The sequence below is a fragment of the Nocardioides sp. ChNu-99 genome, from assembly GCF_029493445.1.
Taxonomy (GTDB): domain Bacteria; phylum Actinomycetota; class Actinomycetes; order Propionibacteriales; family Nocardioidaceae; genus Nocardioides.
In genome coordinates this window covers 21,314-38,124 of record NZ_JAHWBL010000025.1, presented here as the reverse complement: position 1 = coordinate 38,124, position 16,811 = coordinate 21,314, and the positions used below count along the sequence as shown (strand labels likewise).

Here is a 16,811-nt window from a genome sequence, read left to right as displayed (position 1 = left end):
ATGACCCCCGCCGACCTGCTGCTCGACGCCTACGGGCGCGTGCTCGAGAACGCCACGGCCGCCGTCGAGGGCCTCGACGACGACCAGCTCGCGGCTCGCCCCGCGGCGGGCGCCAACTCGATCGCCTGGCTCGTGTGGCACCTGACCCGCGTGCAGGACGACCACGTCGCCGAGGTCGCCGGCGCCCCGCAGGTGTGGACCGAGCAGGGGTACGCCGCCCGCTTCGCCCTGCCGCTCGACGACGCCGACACGGGCTACGGCCACAGCACCGAGCAGGTCGGGCTGGTGCGGGCGAGCGCGGCCGACCTCACGGCGTACCTGCGGGCCACCCACGAGGCGAGCGCCGACTTCCTGCGCTCGGTCACGCCCGACGCCCTGGACCGCGTGGTCGACGAGCGCTGGGACCCGCCGGTCACCCTCGGCGTGCGGCTCGTCAGCGTCGTCGACGACGGCGCGCAGCACGCGGGGCAGGCGGCGTACGTCCGCGGGCTGCTGGGGCTCTGAGTGCCGGAGCTGCCCGAGGTCGAGTCGGCCCGCGCGGTCGTCGAGCGCGGCGCCCTGGGCCGGCGGATCGTCGACGTCGACGACACCGACACGTGGGAGTGCCGGCCGCACGCCCCCGGCGAGATCCGCGAGGCCCTGCTCGGCCGCACGCTCGTGGCCGCGCACCGGCGCGGGAAGTCGATGTGGTGCACGACGTCGGCCCGTGAGGGCGACGGCGACCCGGCGGCCGAGGGGCCCGTGCTCGGGCTGCACCTCGGCATGAGCGGGCGGATCCTCGTGCGCGACCGCCCCGAGGCCGGCGGCGGGGAGGAGCAGGAGGGCGGCGACTACGCGGGCCGCACCGGCGACCGGCGCAAGGAGGAGTGGCACCGCTTCACCCTCCGCTTCGCCGACGGCGGCAGCCTGCGCCTGCTCGACCCCCGCCGCCTCGGCCGGGTGCGCCTCGACCCCGACCTGACCGGGCTGGGCCCGGACGCCGCCGAGGTCGGGCGGGAGGCGTTCCGCGCCCGGGTCGGGCGCGGCACGCTGCCGCTCAAGGCGCGGCTGCTCGACCAGGCGACGGTCGCGGGCATCGGCAACCTGCTCGCCGACGAGACCCTGTGGCAGGCCCACCTCAGTCCGCTGCGCCCCGCGGGCGAGCTCGACGACGACCAGCTCGACCACCTGCGCCGGGTGCTGCGCCGCTGCACCCGCGCCGCCATCGAGCGCGGGGGCGTCCACACGGGCGAGGTGATCGGCCACCGGCGGGCGGGCGCGCACTGCCCGCGCTGCCGCGCGGCGATGACCCGGGCGACGGTCGGCGGGCGCACCACCTGGTGGTGCCCGCAGGAGCAGGTCTGAGCGGCGTGACCGGGCCGGCCGGGTCGGCCGGGCGCTAGCCCCGGTCGGGTACGCCGCGCACCCGCGCCGCGTGCCACCCCGCCGTCGCCACGCCCAGGGCGACCACGAGCGCCACGCACCCGGTCACCACCCCGTCGAAGGCCACCGCGTGCAGGCCCTCGGGCACCCGTCGTACGGCGGTGCCCACCGCCACCAGGGTGGCTGCGGCCACCGCGACCTCGAGCAGCGGCAGCCGGGTCGCCCGGGACGGGACGTCGGGGCGCGCCGGCCGCCGGGCGAGCCACAGCACCGCCGCCACCGCGACGACGAGCATGCCGCCCACGCCCGAGCCGTACTGCAGCCACTTCCCGCCCGGCAGCGGGCCGTGCTGCTCGGCGAGCCAGGCGACGTTCTCCCACCCCCACCGGCCCGGGTGGGTGAACGAGTCCCACGCCACGTGGCTCAGCGCGCCGACGACCCCACCGAGCGGCACCCAGGCCCAGCCGCGTGGCCCGAGGCGCACGTGCAGGTCGAGGCGGGCCCGCACAGCGACGGGCGCCAGGCCCACCAGGGCGTCGCGCACGACCCCGAACCACAGGGCGACCACCACGACGGTGACCACCGGGGCCCACGTCACCAGCCCGAGCGGCGAGTGCGCGAACGCGTAGACCTCGCGGGCCCCGACGTACAGCCCCAGGTCGGGGATCGTCGCGCCCACCACGAGCGGCGTCAGTGGCAGGCCGAGGGCCCGCAGCGGCAGCACGACGGCCGGGTGGGCGACGGTGATGGGCACGGGGCCGAGGGTAGGTGGCTTGAGAGCCCGCACCCGCCCGCTGGCTAGGATCGGCCGGTGCCGTCGCCCACGGCGACCGTCGTCGCGCTCCACCTCGCCCCCGCCCACCGCACCCCGATGCGGGCGGTGGACGCGCTCGAGCTGGTCGGTGGGCGGGGCATCGTGGGCGACCGCTTCTTCGGCGCCCGCTCGCGCCACGTCACGGTGCAGACCGCCGAGGACCTGGCGGTGGCCACGGGACGACTGGGGCGCCCGGTCACCCCCGACCGCACGCGCCGCAACATCACCCTCGACCGCGGTCCGCTGCCGACCACCCCCGGCGCGCGCCTGCGGCTGGCGGGGCTGGACCTCGAGGTGCTCCGCGTCGCCGCGCCCTGCCGGATCATGGAGGACGAGCTCGGCCCCGGCGGCGCCGTGGCCCTGCGTCGCCGCGGCGGCGTGGTCTGCCGGCTGCTGGACTCCGGCACGGTGCGCATCGGCGACGTCTGCGACCTCGACCCGCCGCGCGACGACCAGCTGTTCTGACCCCGCCCCCGCGGCGAGCCCGCCCGTCGCACGGTTCAGGTGAACGCAACATGGACGCAACGTGAACGTGGCATGGTCGTGGGGTGCCCCTGCTCCCCCTCACCGCCTGGCGGCTCACCGTCGCGGGCTCCGCGCTCACCGGCGTGCTGCTCGCCGCGCTGCAGCACGACGTGTGGTGGACGGCGCTGAGCCAGCTCGTCAGCCTGGCCGTCGGCGCGACGTACCTCGCCCTCGCCGCCCTCCCCCACGTCACCGGCCGCGCCGAGCCCCGCAGCGGCTGGCTCCGCGGCGCCCTCACCACCGCCGTGCTGCTCGTCGCCCTCGCCTACCTGCCGATGCAGAACGACAACCTCACCGACCCGTACTCGCTCTTCGAGCACGTGCTCACCCCCGCGCTCGTGACGCTCGACCACCTGCTGGTGGCGCGTTCGCCGGCCCCCCGCCGCTGGCACGCCCCGTCGTGGCTGCTGCCGCCGGCGGCCTACCTGACCTGGTACGTCGCGGGCGACCTGGCCGTGTACGACGCGCTCGACCCCCGGCGTACCACCGCGTTCGTCGGCAGCGTCACCCTGCTGGCGGTGCTGACCCTGGCGGTGGCGCTCGCCGTGGCAGCCATCGTGGGGCGCGCTCAGCCCCCGAGCCCGAGCGCGCCCACCATGAGCGGCAGCACGAGGACGATGAGCACGGCGCCGAGCACGTCGAAGGAGATCCCCGTGCGGATCATCCGCGTGATCGGCACGGTCCCCGAGCCGTAGACCACCGCGTTCTGCGGCGTCGAGACCGGCAGCATGAAGCCGAACGAGGCCGCGAACGTCGCGGCCAGCGCGGGCACGAACGGGTTGATCCCGGCCGCCACCGCGATGGGGATGACGATCGGCACGACCACCGCGGCCGACGCCGTGTTGCTCGTCGTCTCCGAGACGACGATGGCGAGCACCACCGCGAACGCCGTGATCCAGAACGTGCTGGCCAGGCCGAGGCGGTCCGACGCCCCGTTGCCGAGCGTCTCGGCGAGGCCGGAGGACTCGAGCAGGCTGCCGAAGATGATGCCGGTGCCGAAGAGCACGACCGTGCCCCAGTCGATCCTCGCGGCGTCGCTCCAGCGCAGCGTGAACTCGCGGTCCGCCCACCGGGTGGGCAGCAGGAAGAGCAGCGAGGCCCCGAGGATGGCCACGACGCCCTCGTCGAGCCGGCCGCTGACGCTCGTGTAGGCGCTGGAGTCGGTTCCCGCGACCAGCGCCACGATGCCCGGCGTGATCCAGAGCGTGACCGTCACCGCGAACGCGACGAGGGTGTTGCGCTCCGCGACCGAGAAGCGGCCCAGCTGCGCGCGCTCGGCCGCGACGTACTCCTCGACGCCCTCGAGGCGGCGGGTCTCGGGCCGGTTGAGCAGCAGCACGACGACGGCGAGGGCGAGGAACATGAGGCCGCAGATCGGCGCGGCCATGATCATCCAGTCGAGGAACGAGATGCGCTCCCCCGTCGCCTCCTCGATGAGGCCACGGCCGATGAGGTTCGGCGGGGAGCCGACCGGGGTGAGCAGGCCGCCGACGCTCGCGCCGTACGCCAGCATCAGCATCAGCGCCGCCCCCACCCGCAGGCGCAGGGGGTCGAAGTCGGCCGCGACCTCGCCGCGGTCCTGCATCAGCTTCGCGATGACGGTGAGGATGCCGATCGCGGTCGGCAGCAGCATCGCGACAGTCGCGGTGTTGGAGACGAAGGCCGAGAGCAGCGCCGTGATGGCGCCGAAGGCGATGACGACGCGGAAGGTCGAGCGCCCGACGCCGGGCAGGCTGAGCACGAAGATCGCGAAGCGCCGCGCCACCCCGTGCTTGAGCATCGCCTGGGCCAGGATGAACGCGCCGATGAAGGTGAAGACCGTCGACGACCCGAACGGGGCGAGTGCCTCCTCCGCCGGCGCCACGCCCAGCACGACGATGGCGGCGATCCCGAGGAAACCGCCGATGGGGATCGGGACCGGCTCGGTCACCCACAGCACGATGACGCCGAGAAGGATCGCCGCGAGCAGGTGCTGGTCGCCGTCGAGCCCCGTCGGGAGCAGCCAGAAGACGACGCCGAGCAGCGGCGCCAGCACGAGGCCGACCGTGCGCCGGCCCTTCTCGAAACGCTCCTCGCGCGGCGAGAGGTGCTGCTCGCCGAGGCTGCGGTAGGTCGCGGTGTCGAGGAAGGCCTTGTCGACGTCGGTGCGCCGGCCGGGATGGCCGTCCTGGGTGGCCGTCATGCGAGCTCCCGTCGGTGGCGTGTGCTGCGCGTCACACTAGCCCGTCGCACCGACAGCCCCCGGTACGCCGCTCAGCCCGCCCGGAACGGGTCGGCCGGGTAGACGCCCAGCACCTTCACGTCGGTCGTGAAGAACGACAGCTCCTCGAGCGCCCGGGCCAGGCCGGGCTCCGCCGGGTGGCCGTCGACCTCGGCGAGGAACTGGGTCGCGGTGAACTCCCCGCCGACCATGTAGGACTCGAGCTTCGTCATGTTGACGCCGTTCGTGGCGAACCCGCCGAGGGCCTTGTAGAGCGCGGCCGGGAGGTTGCGCACGTTGAACACGAAGGTGGTCACGACCGGCCCGCCGTCCGCGGGCGCCTCGTCGTACGACGGGGAGAGCACCACGAAGCGGGTCGTGTTGTGGTCCTCGTCCTCGACGTCGGTGGCGAGCACCTCGAGGCCGTAGATGTCGGCGGCCAGCGGCGGCGCGAGCGCGGCCTGCGTGGGGTCGCCCGACTCCGCGACCTCGCGCGCGGCGCCCGCGGTGTCGCCGGAGATGATCTTGGTCCACCCGTGCTCCGCGATGATGCGGCGGCACTGCCCCAGCGCGTGCACGTGGCTGTGGACGGTGCGGATCGTGCCCACCGTCGCCCCCGGCACCGCCATCAGGTGGAACTGGATGCGCAGGAAGTGCTCGGCGACGATGTGCAGGCTCGTCGTCGGCAGGAAGTGGTGGATGTCGGCGACGCGCCCCGCGAGCGTGTTGTCGATGGGGATGAGCGCCAGGTCGGCGTCCCCGCGCTCGACGACCGCGAAGACCTCCTCGAACGAGGCGCAGGGCACCGACTCCAGGTCGGGGTAGTGCCGCTGGCACACGATGTGGGAGTTGGCGCCGGGCTCACCCTGGTACGCGATCCGTCGGACAGTCACGGTCGGTCATCCTCGCACCGGCACGCGGGCGCCGGCGACGCCGTGTCAGCGGCGGACGGTCCAGCGGCCCAGCAGCGTGCTGTCCGCCTCCAGGAGCAGCTGCAGGTCGAGCGCCGCGTCGACCGGGGGGCCGGCCGTGATGCGGGGACGCTCGCCGGCGACGATCCGCGGCACGAACGTGGCGCACAGCTCGTCGGCGACCCGGCTCGCGAGCAGGTCGCGCAGCAGGTGCGGACCGCCCTCGGCGAGCAGGTGCACGAAGCCCTGCTCGACGAGCTGCTCCCGCAGCGCGACGAGGTCGACGCTGTGCGAGCCCAGCACGAGCACGTTGTCCTCGCCCAGCGCTTCCCGCGCCTCGGCCAGGCCGTCGGCCGCCGCGCAGGTCGCGAGGATGACCCGGCCGGGCTCGGCCCCGCGCAGGCCCGCGGGCACCTGGCCGCGGCGGCTCACGAGCACGATCGGCCGCTCGGCGGGCGAGTAGCCCTCGGCCTCCGCCGTGCCCGCGCCGACCACGATGACGTCGGCCAGCTCCCGCAGCACCCGGAACACGCGCTGGTCGGCGGCGTCGTGGATGGAGTCGGATCGCTCGGAGTCGCCCGTCGCGGCCCCGTCGAGCGTGCTCACCATGTTGACGCGCAGCCACGGACCTCCCGCCGGTACGCCGTACAGCGCGGGCAGCTGGTCGTCACCCAGGTCGTCCGTGCCGGCGGCGGAGGGGTTGCGGCGGTCGAGGAGTACACGCACGCGGGCCACCCTAGGCGACCGCCCGATGCAGGTGCGCGTACTCAGACGCACCTGAGTCCCGGCGGCCTGCCGCGCGCGGAGCCCGGCTGGCTGGATGGTGACCATGCGCTTCGCCGACCCCACCCGTTGCCCCGACTGCCGTGCGCCGTACGTCGCGGGGAGCCCCGGCTGCTCCCGCTGCGGCCTCCCGCTGCGCGGCGACCTGGCCCGCCAGCTGTTCAGCACGCTGCGCGAGGCCGACGACCTGCTCGGGCGGCTCCGCGCCAGCGTCGCCCCACCCGCACCCGCACCCGCCCCGGTGCCGGTGCCGGTGCCGGTGCGGGTGGCGCCGCCCGTGCCGCCCACCACGGGCATCCTGGAGAGCGGCGTGCCCGGCCTGCTGCTCGGGCTCGGCGCAGCCTGCCTGCTCGTCGGCGCGCTGGTCTTCCTGGCGATCGCCTGGGCCCTGCTCGGCGTCGGGGGCCGGACCGCGCTGGTGGGGATGATGACCGTCGGCGCGGCGGCCGGCACCGTCGCGCTGGCCCGTCGCGGGCTGCGGGCCGGCGCCGAGTCCTTCACCTGCGTGACGCTCGGCCTCGTGCTGCTGGTCGTCGGCGGCGCCGACGCCGCCGGCTGGTGGGGCGACCTCGGCGACAGCGCCCTCCTGCTGCTCATGGGCGGCGCGGTGGTGGCCGCCGGGCTCGGCCTCACCGAGGCGAGGCGCGGCGCCCCGGGCCTCCTGACCGCGGCCCAGCTCGGCACCGTCCTCGGCGGGTGCCTGGCGACGCTCGGCGCCGCGTCCACGCTGCCTCTCGAGACCGGCCTGGCCTGCGGCACGGCGGGCTTCCTCGTCCTCGCGGCGTACGGCGCGGTCCGCCCCGCGCGGCTCCTGTGCGTCCTCGCCGCCGGGGCCGGCGCCGCCACGTGGGCGCTGCTGGCCGTCATCGGTACGGCGCGGGCGGTCCTGCACCTCGACACGCTGTGGTCGGAGGGCGACGTCGTGCCCCTCCTCGTCGCCACCGCGCTGGCCGCCGCCCCCGCCGTCCTGCCGCCCACCCTGCTCGCGCTGCCCCACCTCGCCCGCGCGGTGTGCGCGGGCGCCGCGGGGGCCACGCTCACGGTCGCGGTCGTCGTCGGCCTGCACGCGGTCGGGCCCGATGCGGCCCTCGTGGGGTGGAGCCTCGCACTGCTCGTCGCGGCCGCCGCGGCGGCGGTCGTCCCGCCCGCGTGGCGGGTCGCCCTCCTCGGCCCCGGCGCGGTCAGCGCGCTCGTCCCCCTGGTGGTGCTGACGGACGTCGCCGGCCGGGCCGCCGGGGCGGTGCTCACCGTGCCGCGCCCGAGCGCGGCCCTCGCGCGCCTCGACCCGGTCGCGGGCCTGCTGGACCGGCCGTGGGTCGTGGCCGTCGCCGCCCTCGCCCTCGCCGCGGCGCTCGTCGCGGTCCTCGGACGGCACGTCCCCGCGGCACGTGGGGACCGCGGGGACGTGCCCCTCACCCCGCCCCTCGGCCTGCCCGGCGTGGTGTCCGGCGTGGTGCCCGGCATCGTCCTGGGCGCGACGCTGCTCGCCGCGGTGGTCGTCGCGTCGTACCCCGTCCCGCTCCTCGCCGTGGTCCTCGTGCTGCTCGTGCCCGGCGCCGCGGCGCTCGCCCGGGCGGCGTTCGGCGCAGGCCGGTCCACCCCGTGGTGGGCGCTCGCCGCTGCCCTGACCAGCCTGGCGGCGATCGCCGCGACCCCCGCGCCGTCGCTGCTGCTGGCGACGCTCGTCCTGGCCGTCGTCGCCTGCGTCGCCGCGCTGCTGCTGCCGACGGCGGAGGCCGTGGCCGCGGCTGCGGGCCTCGCCCTCGCGCCCGCCGTCGCCGGCACCGTGCTCGTGCTCGGCGACCTGCGGGGGGCCGACCCGCAGCCCGGGGTCGCGGTGGCGACCCTGCTCCTCGCCCTGCTGCTCGCGCTCGTCGGTCGGGTGGCCGTCGAAGTCGGCGCCGCCACGACCGCGGTGGTGCTCGCCGGCGCCGCGGCGACCCTGCCCGCGGCGGGCACGTGGCTGGCCGTCGACCTCACCGTGCTGGGGGTCGGCGCCGGCCTGGCCGCGCTGCTGCGCGCCGACCGACGTCCGCTCGCCTGGGTCGGGGGCGGTCTGCTCGTGCTCGCCTCCTGGGTGCGCCTGGCCGACACGGGGGTCACCACCCCCGAGGCCTACACGCTCCCCGCCGCCCTCGTGCTCCTCGCCGTCGGCGTCCTCGCCCTGCTGCGCGAGCCGCGCCTCCGCACGACGCCCACCCTCCTCGGCGGCCTGCTGCTCGCCCTGACGCCCAGCCTGCTCGCCGCGCTCGCCGAGCCCGCGTCCCTGCGCGGCCTGCTGCTCGCCGTCGCCTGCCTCGGACTCGTGCTCGGCGGGGCCGGGCTGCGCTGGAGCGCCCCGCTCCTCGCCGGCGCCGTGACCGGGAGCCTGCTGCTCCTGCGCGCGCTCGCACCGTACGCCGCGCTGGTGCCGCCGTACCTCGTCATGCTCCTCGCGGGCGCCGCGCTCGTCACGGTGGGCGTGACCTGGGAGAGCCGGCTGCGGTCGCTGCGCCGCGGTCACCAGTACGTCGCGCGCCTGCGCTGAGCGTGACCCCGGCCACCTCCTGACGCCGGGCCGCCCCGGTCCTAGGGTGGTGGGCGTCGCCCGCGCCACCCCTGCGGGCGCGCCCACCGCGCCGCCCACCCCCGCGGCGCCCGAGCACAGGAGAGCCATGACCAGCCCCGCCACTCCCCCCGACGCCGTCGGGTCCGACCTCTTCGAGCTGGCCGCCGGCCACGAGCAGGTCGTCGTCGCCAACGACCCGGCCTCCGGCCTGCGCGCGATCATCGCGATCCACTCCACCGCGCTCGGCCCGGGTCTCGGCGGCACGCGCTTCCACCCCTACGCCTCGACCGGCGCCGCGCTGCGCGACGTGCTCGACCTGTCGCGGGGGATGTCGTACAAGGCCGCGCTGGCCGGGCTCGACCTCGGCGGCGGCAAGGCCGTCATCATCGGCGACCCGCGGCGGGACAAGTCCGAGGCGCTGCTGCGCGCCTACGGCCGGTTCGTGCAGTCGCTCAGCGGTCGCTACCTGACCGCGTGCGACGTCGGCACCTACTCGGCCGACATGGACCTCGTCGCGCGCGAGTGCCGCTACGTCACCGGCCGCACGGTCGCGAACGGCGGCGCCGGCGACAGCTCCGTGCTGACGGCGTACGGCGTGTTCCAGGGCATGCGCGCCGCGGCCGAGCGACTGTGGGGCGAGGCGACGCTCGCCGGACGCACCGTCGGCATCGCCGGCGTCGGCAAGGTCGGGCGGCACCTGACGGGCCTGCTGGCCGAGGACGGCGCCCAGGTCGTCGTCACCGACGTGCACGGACCCGCGGTCGAGGGCGTGCTCGCGGCGTACCCCGGTGTGCGGGCGGTCGCGACGACCGCGGACCTCGTGCGGGAGGACCTCGACGTCTACGCGCCGTGCGCGCTCGGCGGCGCCCTCGACGACGAGACGATCGGCGTGCTGAAGGCCCGCATCGTGTGCGGTGCGGCGAACAACCAGCTGCCGCACGCGGGCTCGGCGGAGCGGGTCGCGGACGCCGGCATCCTCTACGCGCCCGACTACTGCGTGAACGCGGGCGGCCTCATCCAGGTCGCGGACGAGCTCGACGGGTTCGTCTTCGGGCGCGCGCAGCAGCGCGCGGCGGGGATCTTCGACACGACCCGGGCGGTGCTGGAGCTCGCCGACCGGGACGGCGTCACGCCCGCGACCGCCGCCGACCGGCTGGCCGAGAAGCGGATGCAGGACGTGGGTCGACTGCGAGGGGTCTGGCTGGGCAGCTGAGCGGAGGGCCGAGAGGCCCCTTCGCACCGGCACCCCCGAGGCTCTCGCCTTCGGGGGTGCCGATCCGCTCAGCGGAGGTCAGTCACGCTGGGGGCCGGGGTAGTCGGCCCACTTGTCGTACTCATCGAACGACTCCGTGGAGTCGTCATCGCCGCTGTCGCCATGCAGCTCCCGCGCCAGAGCACCGAGATCGGTGTCGTGCGTGCGGTACTTCAGGTCGCGTGCGACCTTCGCCTGCTTGGCCTTTGCTCGGCCGCGCCCCATAGGGTCGACCCCCTCGCGCTTGGCCGGGGCTCTGGGGCACCCGGACTGACTGTCTGTGTCGTGGGCGCAACGCTACCTGTTCGCTGGTCGTTCCCGCACTTCCCGACGCAGATTCGCCGTACGCCCACCGCGAAATCGGGCCCCGGCCACGACGCCGCGACACGCCCGGGCGTGGGGTCACGCCAGCTGGCGGCGCACCTCGGCGGCGACGGCCCCGCCGTCCGCACGGTCCTTGACCTGCGGCTGGACGACGCCCATCACCTTGCCCATGGCCTTCATGCCCTCGCCGGCGACCCCGAGCTGCTCGACGGCGGCGCGGACGATCTCCGTGATCTGCGCCTCATCGAGCTGGGCCGGGAGGTAGTCGGCGATGACGGCCGCCTCGGCCTGCTCCTTCTCCGCGCTCTCGGCGCGACCGCCCTCGGCGAAGGCCGTCGCGGCCTCCCGGCGCTTCTTGGCCTCCTTGCCGAGCACGGCGAGCACCTCGGCGTCGCTCAGCTCGCGGGCCTCCTTGCCCGAGACCTCGGCGGTGGTGACCGCGGCCAGCACCATGCGCAGGGTCGAGGAGCGCAGGGCGTCCCGCTCCTTCATGGCGGTCGTCAGGTCGGCGCGGAGACGGTCCTTCAGGGCACTCATGGGGCCATTGTGGCAGCCTGTCGGGGTGCCGCCCACCGACTTCCTGCGCCCCTCCGCCCCCCACCTCGGCGGTGGGCGACGGCTCGGCGGGGTCGTGGCGCGCACCGCGCTGGCGGGGGCGGCCGCGGGCGCCGCGGCCACGTCGTACGCCGCGTGGGAGGCCCGCCGGTACACGCTGCGCGAGGTGGAGGTGCCGATCCTGCCGCCCGGCGCGCGGCCCCTGCGGGTGCTGCACCTCTCCGACATCCACCTCGTGCCCACGCAGCGACGCAAGATCGCGTGGCTGCGGGGCCTGGGCGAGCTGCGCCCCGACCTGGTGATCGACACCGGGGACAACCTGGCGCACCCCGACGCCGTCCCGGTGCTGCTCGACGCGCTCGGTCCGCTGCTCGACGTGCCGGGTGCCCACGTGCTCGGCTCCAACGACTACTACGCCCCGTCGCTGCGCAACCCGCTGCGCTACCTGCTGCCCGACGACGGCCGGCGCAACACCCGGACCCCCGAGCTGCCGTGGCGCGAGCTCGTCGCCACGTTCTCCGCCGCCGGCTGGCGCGACCTGACGAACCGCCGCACCACCATCGACGTCGGCGGCCTGCGGCTCGTGCTCGCCGGCGTCGACGACCCCCACCTCGAGCACGACGACCTCGACGCCGTCGCGGGCGACGCGCGGGCCGGCCTCGGGGCCGACGCGGACCTGGCCCTGGGGGTGGCGCACGCGCCGTACCTGCGGGTGCTCGACCAGTTCGCCCGCGACGGGTACGACGCCGTGCTCGCCGGCCACACCCACGGCGGCCAGGTGTGCCTGCCGGGGATCGGCGCGCTGACCACCAACTGCGACCTGGAGCCGGCGCGGGCCAAGGGGCTGCACCGCCACCCCGCCGACTCCGCGCCGGGCGACCCGGGGTCGACGTGGATGCACGTCTCCGCCGGGCTGGGCACGGCGCCCTCGATGCGGATCCGCACGTTCTGCCGCCCGGAGGCGACGCTGCTGACCCTGGTCCCGCGGCCCGGGGGACCGGCTGCGGACTGACGCGAGGCCGATTGGAGCGCCGGTCACCGGCTCGTATATGCTCCTGACGCTCGTGTGCCGAGAGGCCACGATCGTCGGGCTGTGGCGCAGCTTGGTAGCGCGCCTCGTTCGGGACGAGGAGGCCGCAGGTTCAAATCCTGTCAGCCCGACCACCGGGACGGCCGGACCCCCAGGGGTCCGGCCGTCACCTGTTTCCAGGCCGTCCGTTCCCCTGCTGCGGCGCGGCTCGCGCGTGGCACACTCGCCCCCATGGTCGAGAAGGACGAGGGCGACGGGCCGGCGCGCGACGTCGAGAAGGACCTCGAGCTCTCCCTCCAGCTGCCCTCCTTCGGTCGTCGTCGGAGGAAGAGGAGCGAGCCCGCCGAGGCCGCCGCCCCGGTCGTCGAGGCCCCTGCTGACACCGCACCGCCAGCCGAGCCGGCGGCCGTCGAGCCGGTCGAGCCGGCTGCGCCGCAGCCGCCGCCCGAGCCGGAGCCCCTTCCCGAGCCGGAGCCCGTCACCCGGGCACTCCCCGCCGTGGAGCCCGCCGTGGAGCCCGCCGAGCCCGCGGCGGCCGCGGAGCCGGAGGCCGAGCCGACGCCGGTCGCGACCCCGCCGGCCGCCCCGCCCGTCGTCCGGCGGTCGCGACCCCTGTCGTCGTCCCGCGGTCGCGTCGGAGGCACCCTGACGGAGCGGCTCGCCGCCCGCCGGCGCCAGCAGGAGGTCGCCTCCACCGCCGCACCCGTCGAGGCCGCACCCGAGCCGGTGGTCACTCCTGCCGAGGAGCCGGCCGCCACCGTCGAGCCGACGGTCGTGCCCGCCCCGCCGGCCGAGCCCGTCCCCGCCGCGGAGACGGAGCCCGGGCCGGCGCCTGCGTCGCCGCTGCGCGCCGCCGTCGAGGCCGCCACCCGCGAGGTCGCGCCCGTGCCCGCGGCAGCCGAGCCCACCCCGCCCGCGCTCGTCGACCGCCCCGTCGAGGAGCCGGCCACGGAGCCCGTCGCCGGGACCGCGCCCGTGCCTGCGGAGATCCTCTACCCGGACGAGACCGACCAGCAGCCCGGTGAGGCGGCGGCGCCCGCCGACGGCGCGGGGGCGGACGGGGGTGAGCAGCGTCGTACCGGGTCGGCGCTGCTCACCCGGCTGCGCACCTTCGAGCTGCCGCCCCTGCCCGAGACGGCGGCGGTCGCGGCCACCGGACTGGTGACGGGGCTGCTGGTCGCGGTGCTGGCCACCGGCTCGCTCCGGCTGTGCTCGGTGGTGCAGGGCACCGGGTCGTGCGGCAGCCCGGTGCTGCTCCTGCTCGTCGCCGTGCTGGTGATCGCCGTCGTGCTCGGCGCCCGGCTGCTCAGCGCGTGGAAGGTGTCCGAGCCGGGGAGCACGAGCTTCCTCGCGCTCGGCCTGGTCGCGTTCGTCGTGCTGGTCTTCCTGCTCGACGTGCTGTTCTCATGGGTCGCGCTGCTGGTCGTGCCCGTCGTCGCGGTGGCCATGTTCCTGCTGGCGCACCTGCTCACCGACAAGCTCGCCGAGGGCGTCCCCGACGCCGAGCCACCGGGTCGCTGACCCGGCACCGGTACGACGGACGGGGCGGCCCCACCCGCAGGTGGGACCGCCCCGTCGGTGCTGTGGGCGACGCTCAGGCGCCGAGCGTGGTGCCCGCCGAGCGGAGGGCCTGGCACGCCTCGACGACGCGCGCGGCCATGCCGGCCTCGGCGGCCTTGCCCCAGGCGCGGGGGTCGTAGGCCTTCTTGTTGCCGACCTCGCCGTCGACCTTCAGCACGCCGTCGTAGTTGGCGAGCATGTGGCCGGCGACCGGGCGGGTGAAGGCGTACTGCGTGTCGGTGTCGACGTTCATCTTGATGACGCCGTAGTCGACGGCCGCGGCGATCTCCTCGTCCGTCGAGCCCGACCCGCCGTGGAACACGAGGTCGAACGGCTTGGCGTCGGCGTCGAGCCCGAGCTGGGCCACGACGGCCTCCTGGGCGGCCTTGAGGATCTCCGGGCGCAGCTTCACGTTGCCGGGCTTGTAGACGCCGTGCACGTTGCCGAAGGTCAGCGCCGTCAGGTAGCGGCCCTTCTCGCCGGTACCGAGCGCCGCGACGGTCGCGAGCGCGTCCTCGGGGGTCGTGTAGAGGTGCTCGCCCATGCCGCCCTCGACGCCGTCCTCCTCACCGCCGACGATGCCGATCTCGACCTCGAGCACGATCCGGGCGGCCGCGGCCTGGGCCAGGAGCTCCTCGGCGATCTGGAGGTTCTCCTCCAGCGGCACGGCCGAGCCGTCCCACATGTGCGACTGGAACAGCGGCGCCTCGCCGCGGGCGACCCGCTCCTTGGAGATGTCGATGAGCGGGCGGACGAAGCCGTCCAGCTTGTCCTTCGGGCAGTGGTCGGTGTGCAGCGCGACGTTGACGGGGTAGCTCTTCGCCACCTCCGCGGCGTACGCGGCGAACGCGACCGAACCGGTCACCATGTTCTTGACGCTCGGGCCGGAGAGGTACTCCGCGCCGCCCGTCGAGATCTGGATGATGCCGTCGGACCCGGCGTCGGCGAAGCCCTTGAGGGCCGCGTTGAGGGTCTGGGAGGACGAGACGTTGATGGCCGGGTAGGCGAAGGACTTCGCCTTGGCCGCGTCGAGCATCTCGGCGTACTTCTCGGGAGTGGCGATGGGCATCGGTGGGGTCTCCTCGATGAGCGGGCGGATCGCCGTCACCCTAGCGGGGTGCCGCCGCCCCCCGGCTCAGAGCCACCCGCGGCGGCGGAACACGAGGTAGAGCACGACGCTGACCATCAGCATCATGACGACGGCCATGGGGTAGCCCCACGCCCAGTGCAGCTCGGGCATGTGGTCGAAGTTCATGCCGTAGACGGTGCCCACGAGGGTCGGCGCGAAGAGGATGGCCGCCCAGGAGGAGATGCGCTTGACCTCCTCGCTCTGGTCGATGCTGACCTCGCTCAGCGCCTTCATCTCCTCGTTCTGCTGCTGGGCGACGAGGGTGGCGTTGACGGTCAGGATGTCGCGCAGCAGCTGGCGGAACTCGTCCACCTGCTCGATGACGACGGTGAGGTGGTCGTCGACGTCGCGCAGGTAGCGCTGCAGCTCCTCGTCGGTGCCGTACTTGGCGAACCCCGCGGCGAGCCCCTTGACCACGGCGGCCAGCGGCCGGGTGGCCCGCTGGAACTCGACGACCTCGCGCGTCAGCGCGTAGATGCGCCGCGACACCCGCGGGTCGCCGCTGAAGACCTCGGTCTCGATCTCGTCGATGTCGTTCTCCAGGCCCGCCACGACCGGCGCGTAGCCGTCGACGACCCGGTCGAGGATGGCGTAGAGGATCGCCTCGGGGCCCAGCGCCAGCAGCTCCGGGTCCTCCTCGAGCCGGTGCCGCACCGCGCCGAGGTCGGGCGCCTCGCTGTGGCGCACGCTGACGACGAAGTCGGGGCCGACGAAGAGGTGCACCTCGCCGAACTCGACCTCCTCGCGGTCGTCGACGTAGCGGGCGGGACGCAGCACGACGAAGAGGGTGTCGTCGTAGCGCTCCAGCTTCGGCCGCTGGTGGGCGACGATCGCGTCCTCCACCGCGAGCTCGTGGAGGTCGAACTCGCCAGCGAGCGAGGCCAGCTCGTGGTTCTCGGGGCGGTACAGCCCGATCCAGGCGATGGCCTCGTCGTGCTCGCGCAGCACCCGGTACGTCGCGGCGAGGTCGCCCGGGGAGGCGACGCGGCGCCCGTCGACGTACAGGGCGCTGTCGATGATGCGACGACCCGTCGCCCCCGTGTCGTCGTCCCCGGTCGGCTCGTCGACGCCGGCGGCGCCCTCGACGGCGTCGACGTGGGTGGGCTCGACGCGGTGGCGCCGCAGGGGCGGCGGCAGCAGGCGGGACGGGCGGGCGCGGTCCGACATCGGTCCTCCTCACGGGGGCGGTCGACCGCGGGGGCGCGGTCGGGCGGGGGCCGCGCCGGGACGCGGACGGGCCAGCGTAGGCCCCCGCGGTGACGGCAGGTGGCCGGGAGGTGACGGCGGGGTGCGCCGTACCCCCGCTGCCCCCGGGCACGACGACGCCGGCCCCTCCACGAGGGACCGGCGTCGGCGCGGGGCTCAGGCCTCGATGGCCTCCGGCTGCGCGGCCGGGGTGGCACCGGCGACGGCGATCTTGCGCGCCTTCGCCTTCTCCGCGACGGGCACGACGAGCCGCAGCACGCCGTCGGCGTACGCCGCCTCGATGCGGTCGAGGTCGAGGTTGTCGCCGAGCACCAGCTGGCGTGTGAACGTGCCGCGCGTGCGCTCGGAGGCGAGCATCTCCCAGTCGCCGTTGCGGGCGACGCGCTCGGCCTTGACGGTCAGCACGTTGCGCTCGACGTCGAGGTCGATGCTCTCGGCGCTCACGCCGGGCAGGTCGAACTCGATGACGAAGCGCTCACCCTCGCGCCACGCGTCCATGGGCATGACGGCGGGGCGGTTGGTGGTGCCGGAGCCCACGAGCTGGGCGGCCAGGCGGTCGAGCTCGCGGAACGGGTCGGTGGTCCGGAGCAGCATCACGTCATCCTCCTCGTG

The 16,811-nt window shown here is 75.6% G+C and carries 16 protein-coding genes and 1 tRNA gene; 8 read left to right on the top strand and 9 right to left on the bottom strand.

Going from position 1 to position 16,811, the window contains the following annotated elements:
• Together KK617_RS10310 and KK617_RS10305 are read left to right on the top strand one after the other, a co-directional pair.
• The gene (locus tag KK617_RS10310) at positions 1–504 is read left to right on the top strand and encodes a DUF664 domain-containing protein (RefSeq protein ID WP_277499905.1); all 504 of its coding nucleotides are present in this window, start codon (positions 1–3) and stop codon (positions 502–504) included.
• Positions 505–1,344, top strand: coding sequence for a DNA-formamidopyrimidine glycosylase family protein (locus KK617_RS10305; RefSeq protein ID WP_277499904.1), 840 nt, complete (start codon positions 505–507; stop codon positions 1,342–1,344). It begins immediately after the preceding gene.
• Positions 1,345–1,378: 34 nt separating this feature from the next.
• Here the strand turns inward: KK617_RS10305 and KK617_RS10300 are convergent, their stop codons facing one another.
• Positions 1,379–2,116, bottom strand: a complete 738-nt coding sequence (locus KK617_RS10300) for a DUF4184 family protein (RefSeq protein WP_277499903.1) — start codon at positions 2,114–2,116, stop codon at positions 1,379–1,381.
• A gap of 57 nt (positions 2,117–2,173) precedes the next feature.
• Here KK617_RS10300 and KK617_RS10295 point away from each other — a divergent pair, with 57 nt between their 5' ends.
• On the top strand, positions 2,174–2,641 hold the full coding sequence (locus KK617_RS10295; RefSeq protein WP_277499902.1) for an MOSC domain-containing protein: 468 nt from the start codon (positions 2,174–2,176) through the stop codon (positions 2,639–2,641).
• A gap of 628 nt (positions 2,642–3,269) precedes the next feature.
• On the opposite strand, the gene KK617_RS10290 is transcribed toward KK617_RS10295, so the two are convergent.
• The 3 genes from KK617_RS10290 to KK617_RS10280 form a co-directional block, all read right to left on the bottom strand.
• The gene (locus tag KK617_RS10290) at positions 3,270–4,883 is read right to left on the bottom strand and encodes a DASS family sodium-coupled anion symporter (RefSeq protein ID WP_277499901.1); all 1,614 of its coding nucleotides are present in this window, start codon (positions 4,881–4,883) and stop codon (positions 3,270–3,272) included.
• 71 nt (positions 4,884–4,954) lie between these two features.
• Complete coding sequence (locus KK617_RS10285) at positions 4,955–5,794, bottom strand: prephenate dehydratase (protein WP_277499900.1); 840 nt, start codon at positions 5,792–5,794, stop codon at positions 4,955–4,957.
• A gap of 45 nt (positions 5,795–5,839) precedes the next feature.
• Positions 5,840–6,538: a dihydrofolate reductase family protein gene (locus KK617_RS10280; protein WP_277499899.1), complete on the bottom strand. Its 699-nt coding sequence runs from the start codon at positions 6,536–6,538 to the stop codon at positions 5,840–5,842.
• Between the two features lie 103 nt (positions 6,539–6,641).
• Between KK617_RS10280 and KK617_RS10275 the strand changes: the two genes are divergently transcribed.
• On the top strand, positions 6,642–9,122 hold the full coding sequence (locus KK617_RS10275) for a hypothetical protein (RefSeq protein ID WP_277499898.1): 2,481 nt from the start codon (positions 6,642–6,644) through the stop codon (positions 9,120–9,122).
• Between the two features lie 127 nt (positions 9,123–9,249).
• Positions 9,250–10,356: a Glu/Leu/Phe/Val dehydrogenase dimerization domain-containing protein gene (locus KK617_RS10270; RefSeq protein WP_277499897.1), complete on the top strand. Its 1,107-nt coding sequence runs from the start codon at positions 9,250–9,252 to the stop codon at positions 10,354–10,356.
• A 78-nt stretch (positions 10,357–10,434) separates the two neighbouring features.
• Here the strand turns inward: KK617_RS10270 and KK617_RS10265 are convergent, their stop codons facing one another.
• Both KK617_RS10265 and KK617_RS10260 read right to left on the bottom strand, forming a co-directional pair.
• Positions 10,435–10,620, bottom strand: a complete 186-nt coding sequence (locus KK617_RS10265) for a DUF3073 domain-containing protein (RefSeq protein WP_277499896.1) — start codon at positions 10,618–10,620, stop codon at positions 10,435–10,437.
• A gap of 177 nt (positions 10,621–10,797) precedes the next feature.
• Entirely contained in the window at positions 10,798–11,256 is a 459-nt protein-coding gene (locus KK617_RS10260; protein ID WP_277499895.1) for a GatB/YqeY domain-containing protein, read from the bottom strand.
• A 25-nt stretch (positions 11,257–11,281) separates the two neighbouring features.
• Here KK617_RS10260 and KK617_RS10255 point away from each other — a divergent pair, with 25 nt between their 5' ends.
• From KK617_RS10255 to KK617_RS10245, 3 genes are all read left to right on the top strand, one after another.
• Positions 11,282–12,286 (top strand): metallophosphoesterase, encoded by a 1,005-nt coding sequence (locus tag KK617_RS10255; RefSeq protein ID WP_346812971.1) that lies wholly within the window; start codon positions 11,282–11,284, stop codon positions 12,284–12,286.
• Between the two features lie 75 nt (positions 12,287–12,361).
• Positions 12,362–12,438 (top strand) — tRNA-Pro (locus KK617_RS10250).
• A 97-nt stretch (positions 12,439–12,535) separates the two neighbouring features.
• Entirely contained in the window at positions 12,536–13,825 is a 1,290-nt protein-coding gene (locus KK617_RS10245; protein WP_277499894.1) for a hypothetical protein, read from the top strand.
• 73 nt (positions 13,826–13,898) lie between these two features.
• Here KK617_RS10245 and fbaA read toward each other — a convergent pair whose 3' ends face one another.
• The 3 genes from fbaA to KK617_RS10230 form a co-directional block, all read right to left on the bottom strand.
• Positions 13,899–14,933 (bottom strand): class II fructose-bisphosphate aldolase, encoded by a 1,035-nt coding sequence (fbaA, locus tag KK617_RS10240; RefSeq protein ID WP_277499892.1) that lies wholly within the window; start codon positions 14,931–14,933, stop codon positions 13,899–13,901.
• Between the two features lie 66 nt (positions 14,934–14,999).
• Positions 15,000–16,160 carry a magnesium/cobalt transporter CorA gene (corA, locus tag KK617_RS10235; RefSeq protein ID WP_277499891.1) on the bottom strand — a complete coding sequence of 387 codons (1,161 nt, stop codon included), beginning with the start codon at positions 16,158–16,160 and terminating at the stop codon, positions 15,000–15,002.
• A gap of 195 nt (positions 16,161–16,355) precedes the next feature.
• Complete coding sequence (locus tag KK617_RS10230; protein ID WP_277499890.1) at positions 16,356–16,793, bottom strand: Hsp20 family protein; 438 nt, start codon at positions 16,791–16,793, stop codon at positions 16,356–16,358.
• Positions 16,794–16,811 lie beyond the last annotated feature (18 nt).

What these genes read in the sequence shown, in the direction of transcription:
- KK617_RS10310 (WP_277499905.1), top strand. Translation starts at nt 1, where the DNA reads ATGACCCCCGCCGACCTGCTGCTCGACGCCTACGGGCGCGTGCTCGAG.
- KK617_RS10290 (WP_277499901.1), bottom strand. Translation starts at nt 4,883, where the DNA reads ATGACGGCCACCCAGGACGGCCATCCCGGCCGGCGCACCGACGTCGAC.
- KK617_RS10275 (WP_277499898.1), top strand. Translation starts at nt 6,642, where the DNA reads ATGCGCTTCGCCGACCCCACCCGTTGCCCCGACTGCCGTGCGCCGTAC.
- KK617_RS10270 (WP_277499897.1), top strand. Translation starts at nt 9,250, where the DNA reads ATGACCAGCCCCGCCACTCCCCCCGACGCCGTCGGGTCCGACCTCTTC.
- KK617_RS10265 (WP_277499896.1), bottom strand. Translation starts at nt 10,620, where the DNA reads ATGGGGCGCGGCCGAGCAAAGGCCAAGCAGGCGAAGGTCGCACGCGAC.
- KK617_RS10260 (WP_277499895.1), bottom strand. Translation starts at nt 11,256, where the DNA reads ATGAGTGCCCTGAAGGACCGTCTCCGCGCCGACCTGACGACCGCCATG.
- KK617_RS10245 (WP_277499894.1), top strand. Translation starts at nt 12,536, where the DNA reads ATGGTCGAGAAGGACGAGGGCGACGGGCCGGCGCGCGACGTCGAGAAG.
- fbaA (WP_277499892.1), bottom strand. Translation starts at nt 14,933, where the DNA reads ATGCCCATCGCCACTCCCGAGAAGTACGCCGAGATGCTCGACGCGGCC.
- corA (WP_277499891.1), bottom strand. Translation starts at nt 16,160, where the DNA reads ATGTCGGACCGCGCCCGCCCGTCCCGCCTGCTGCCGCCGCCCCTGCGG.
- KK617_RS10230 (WP_277499890.1), bottom strand. Translation starts at nt 16,793, where the DNA reads ATGCTGCTCCGGACCACCGACCCGTTCCGCGAGCTCGACCGCCTGGCC.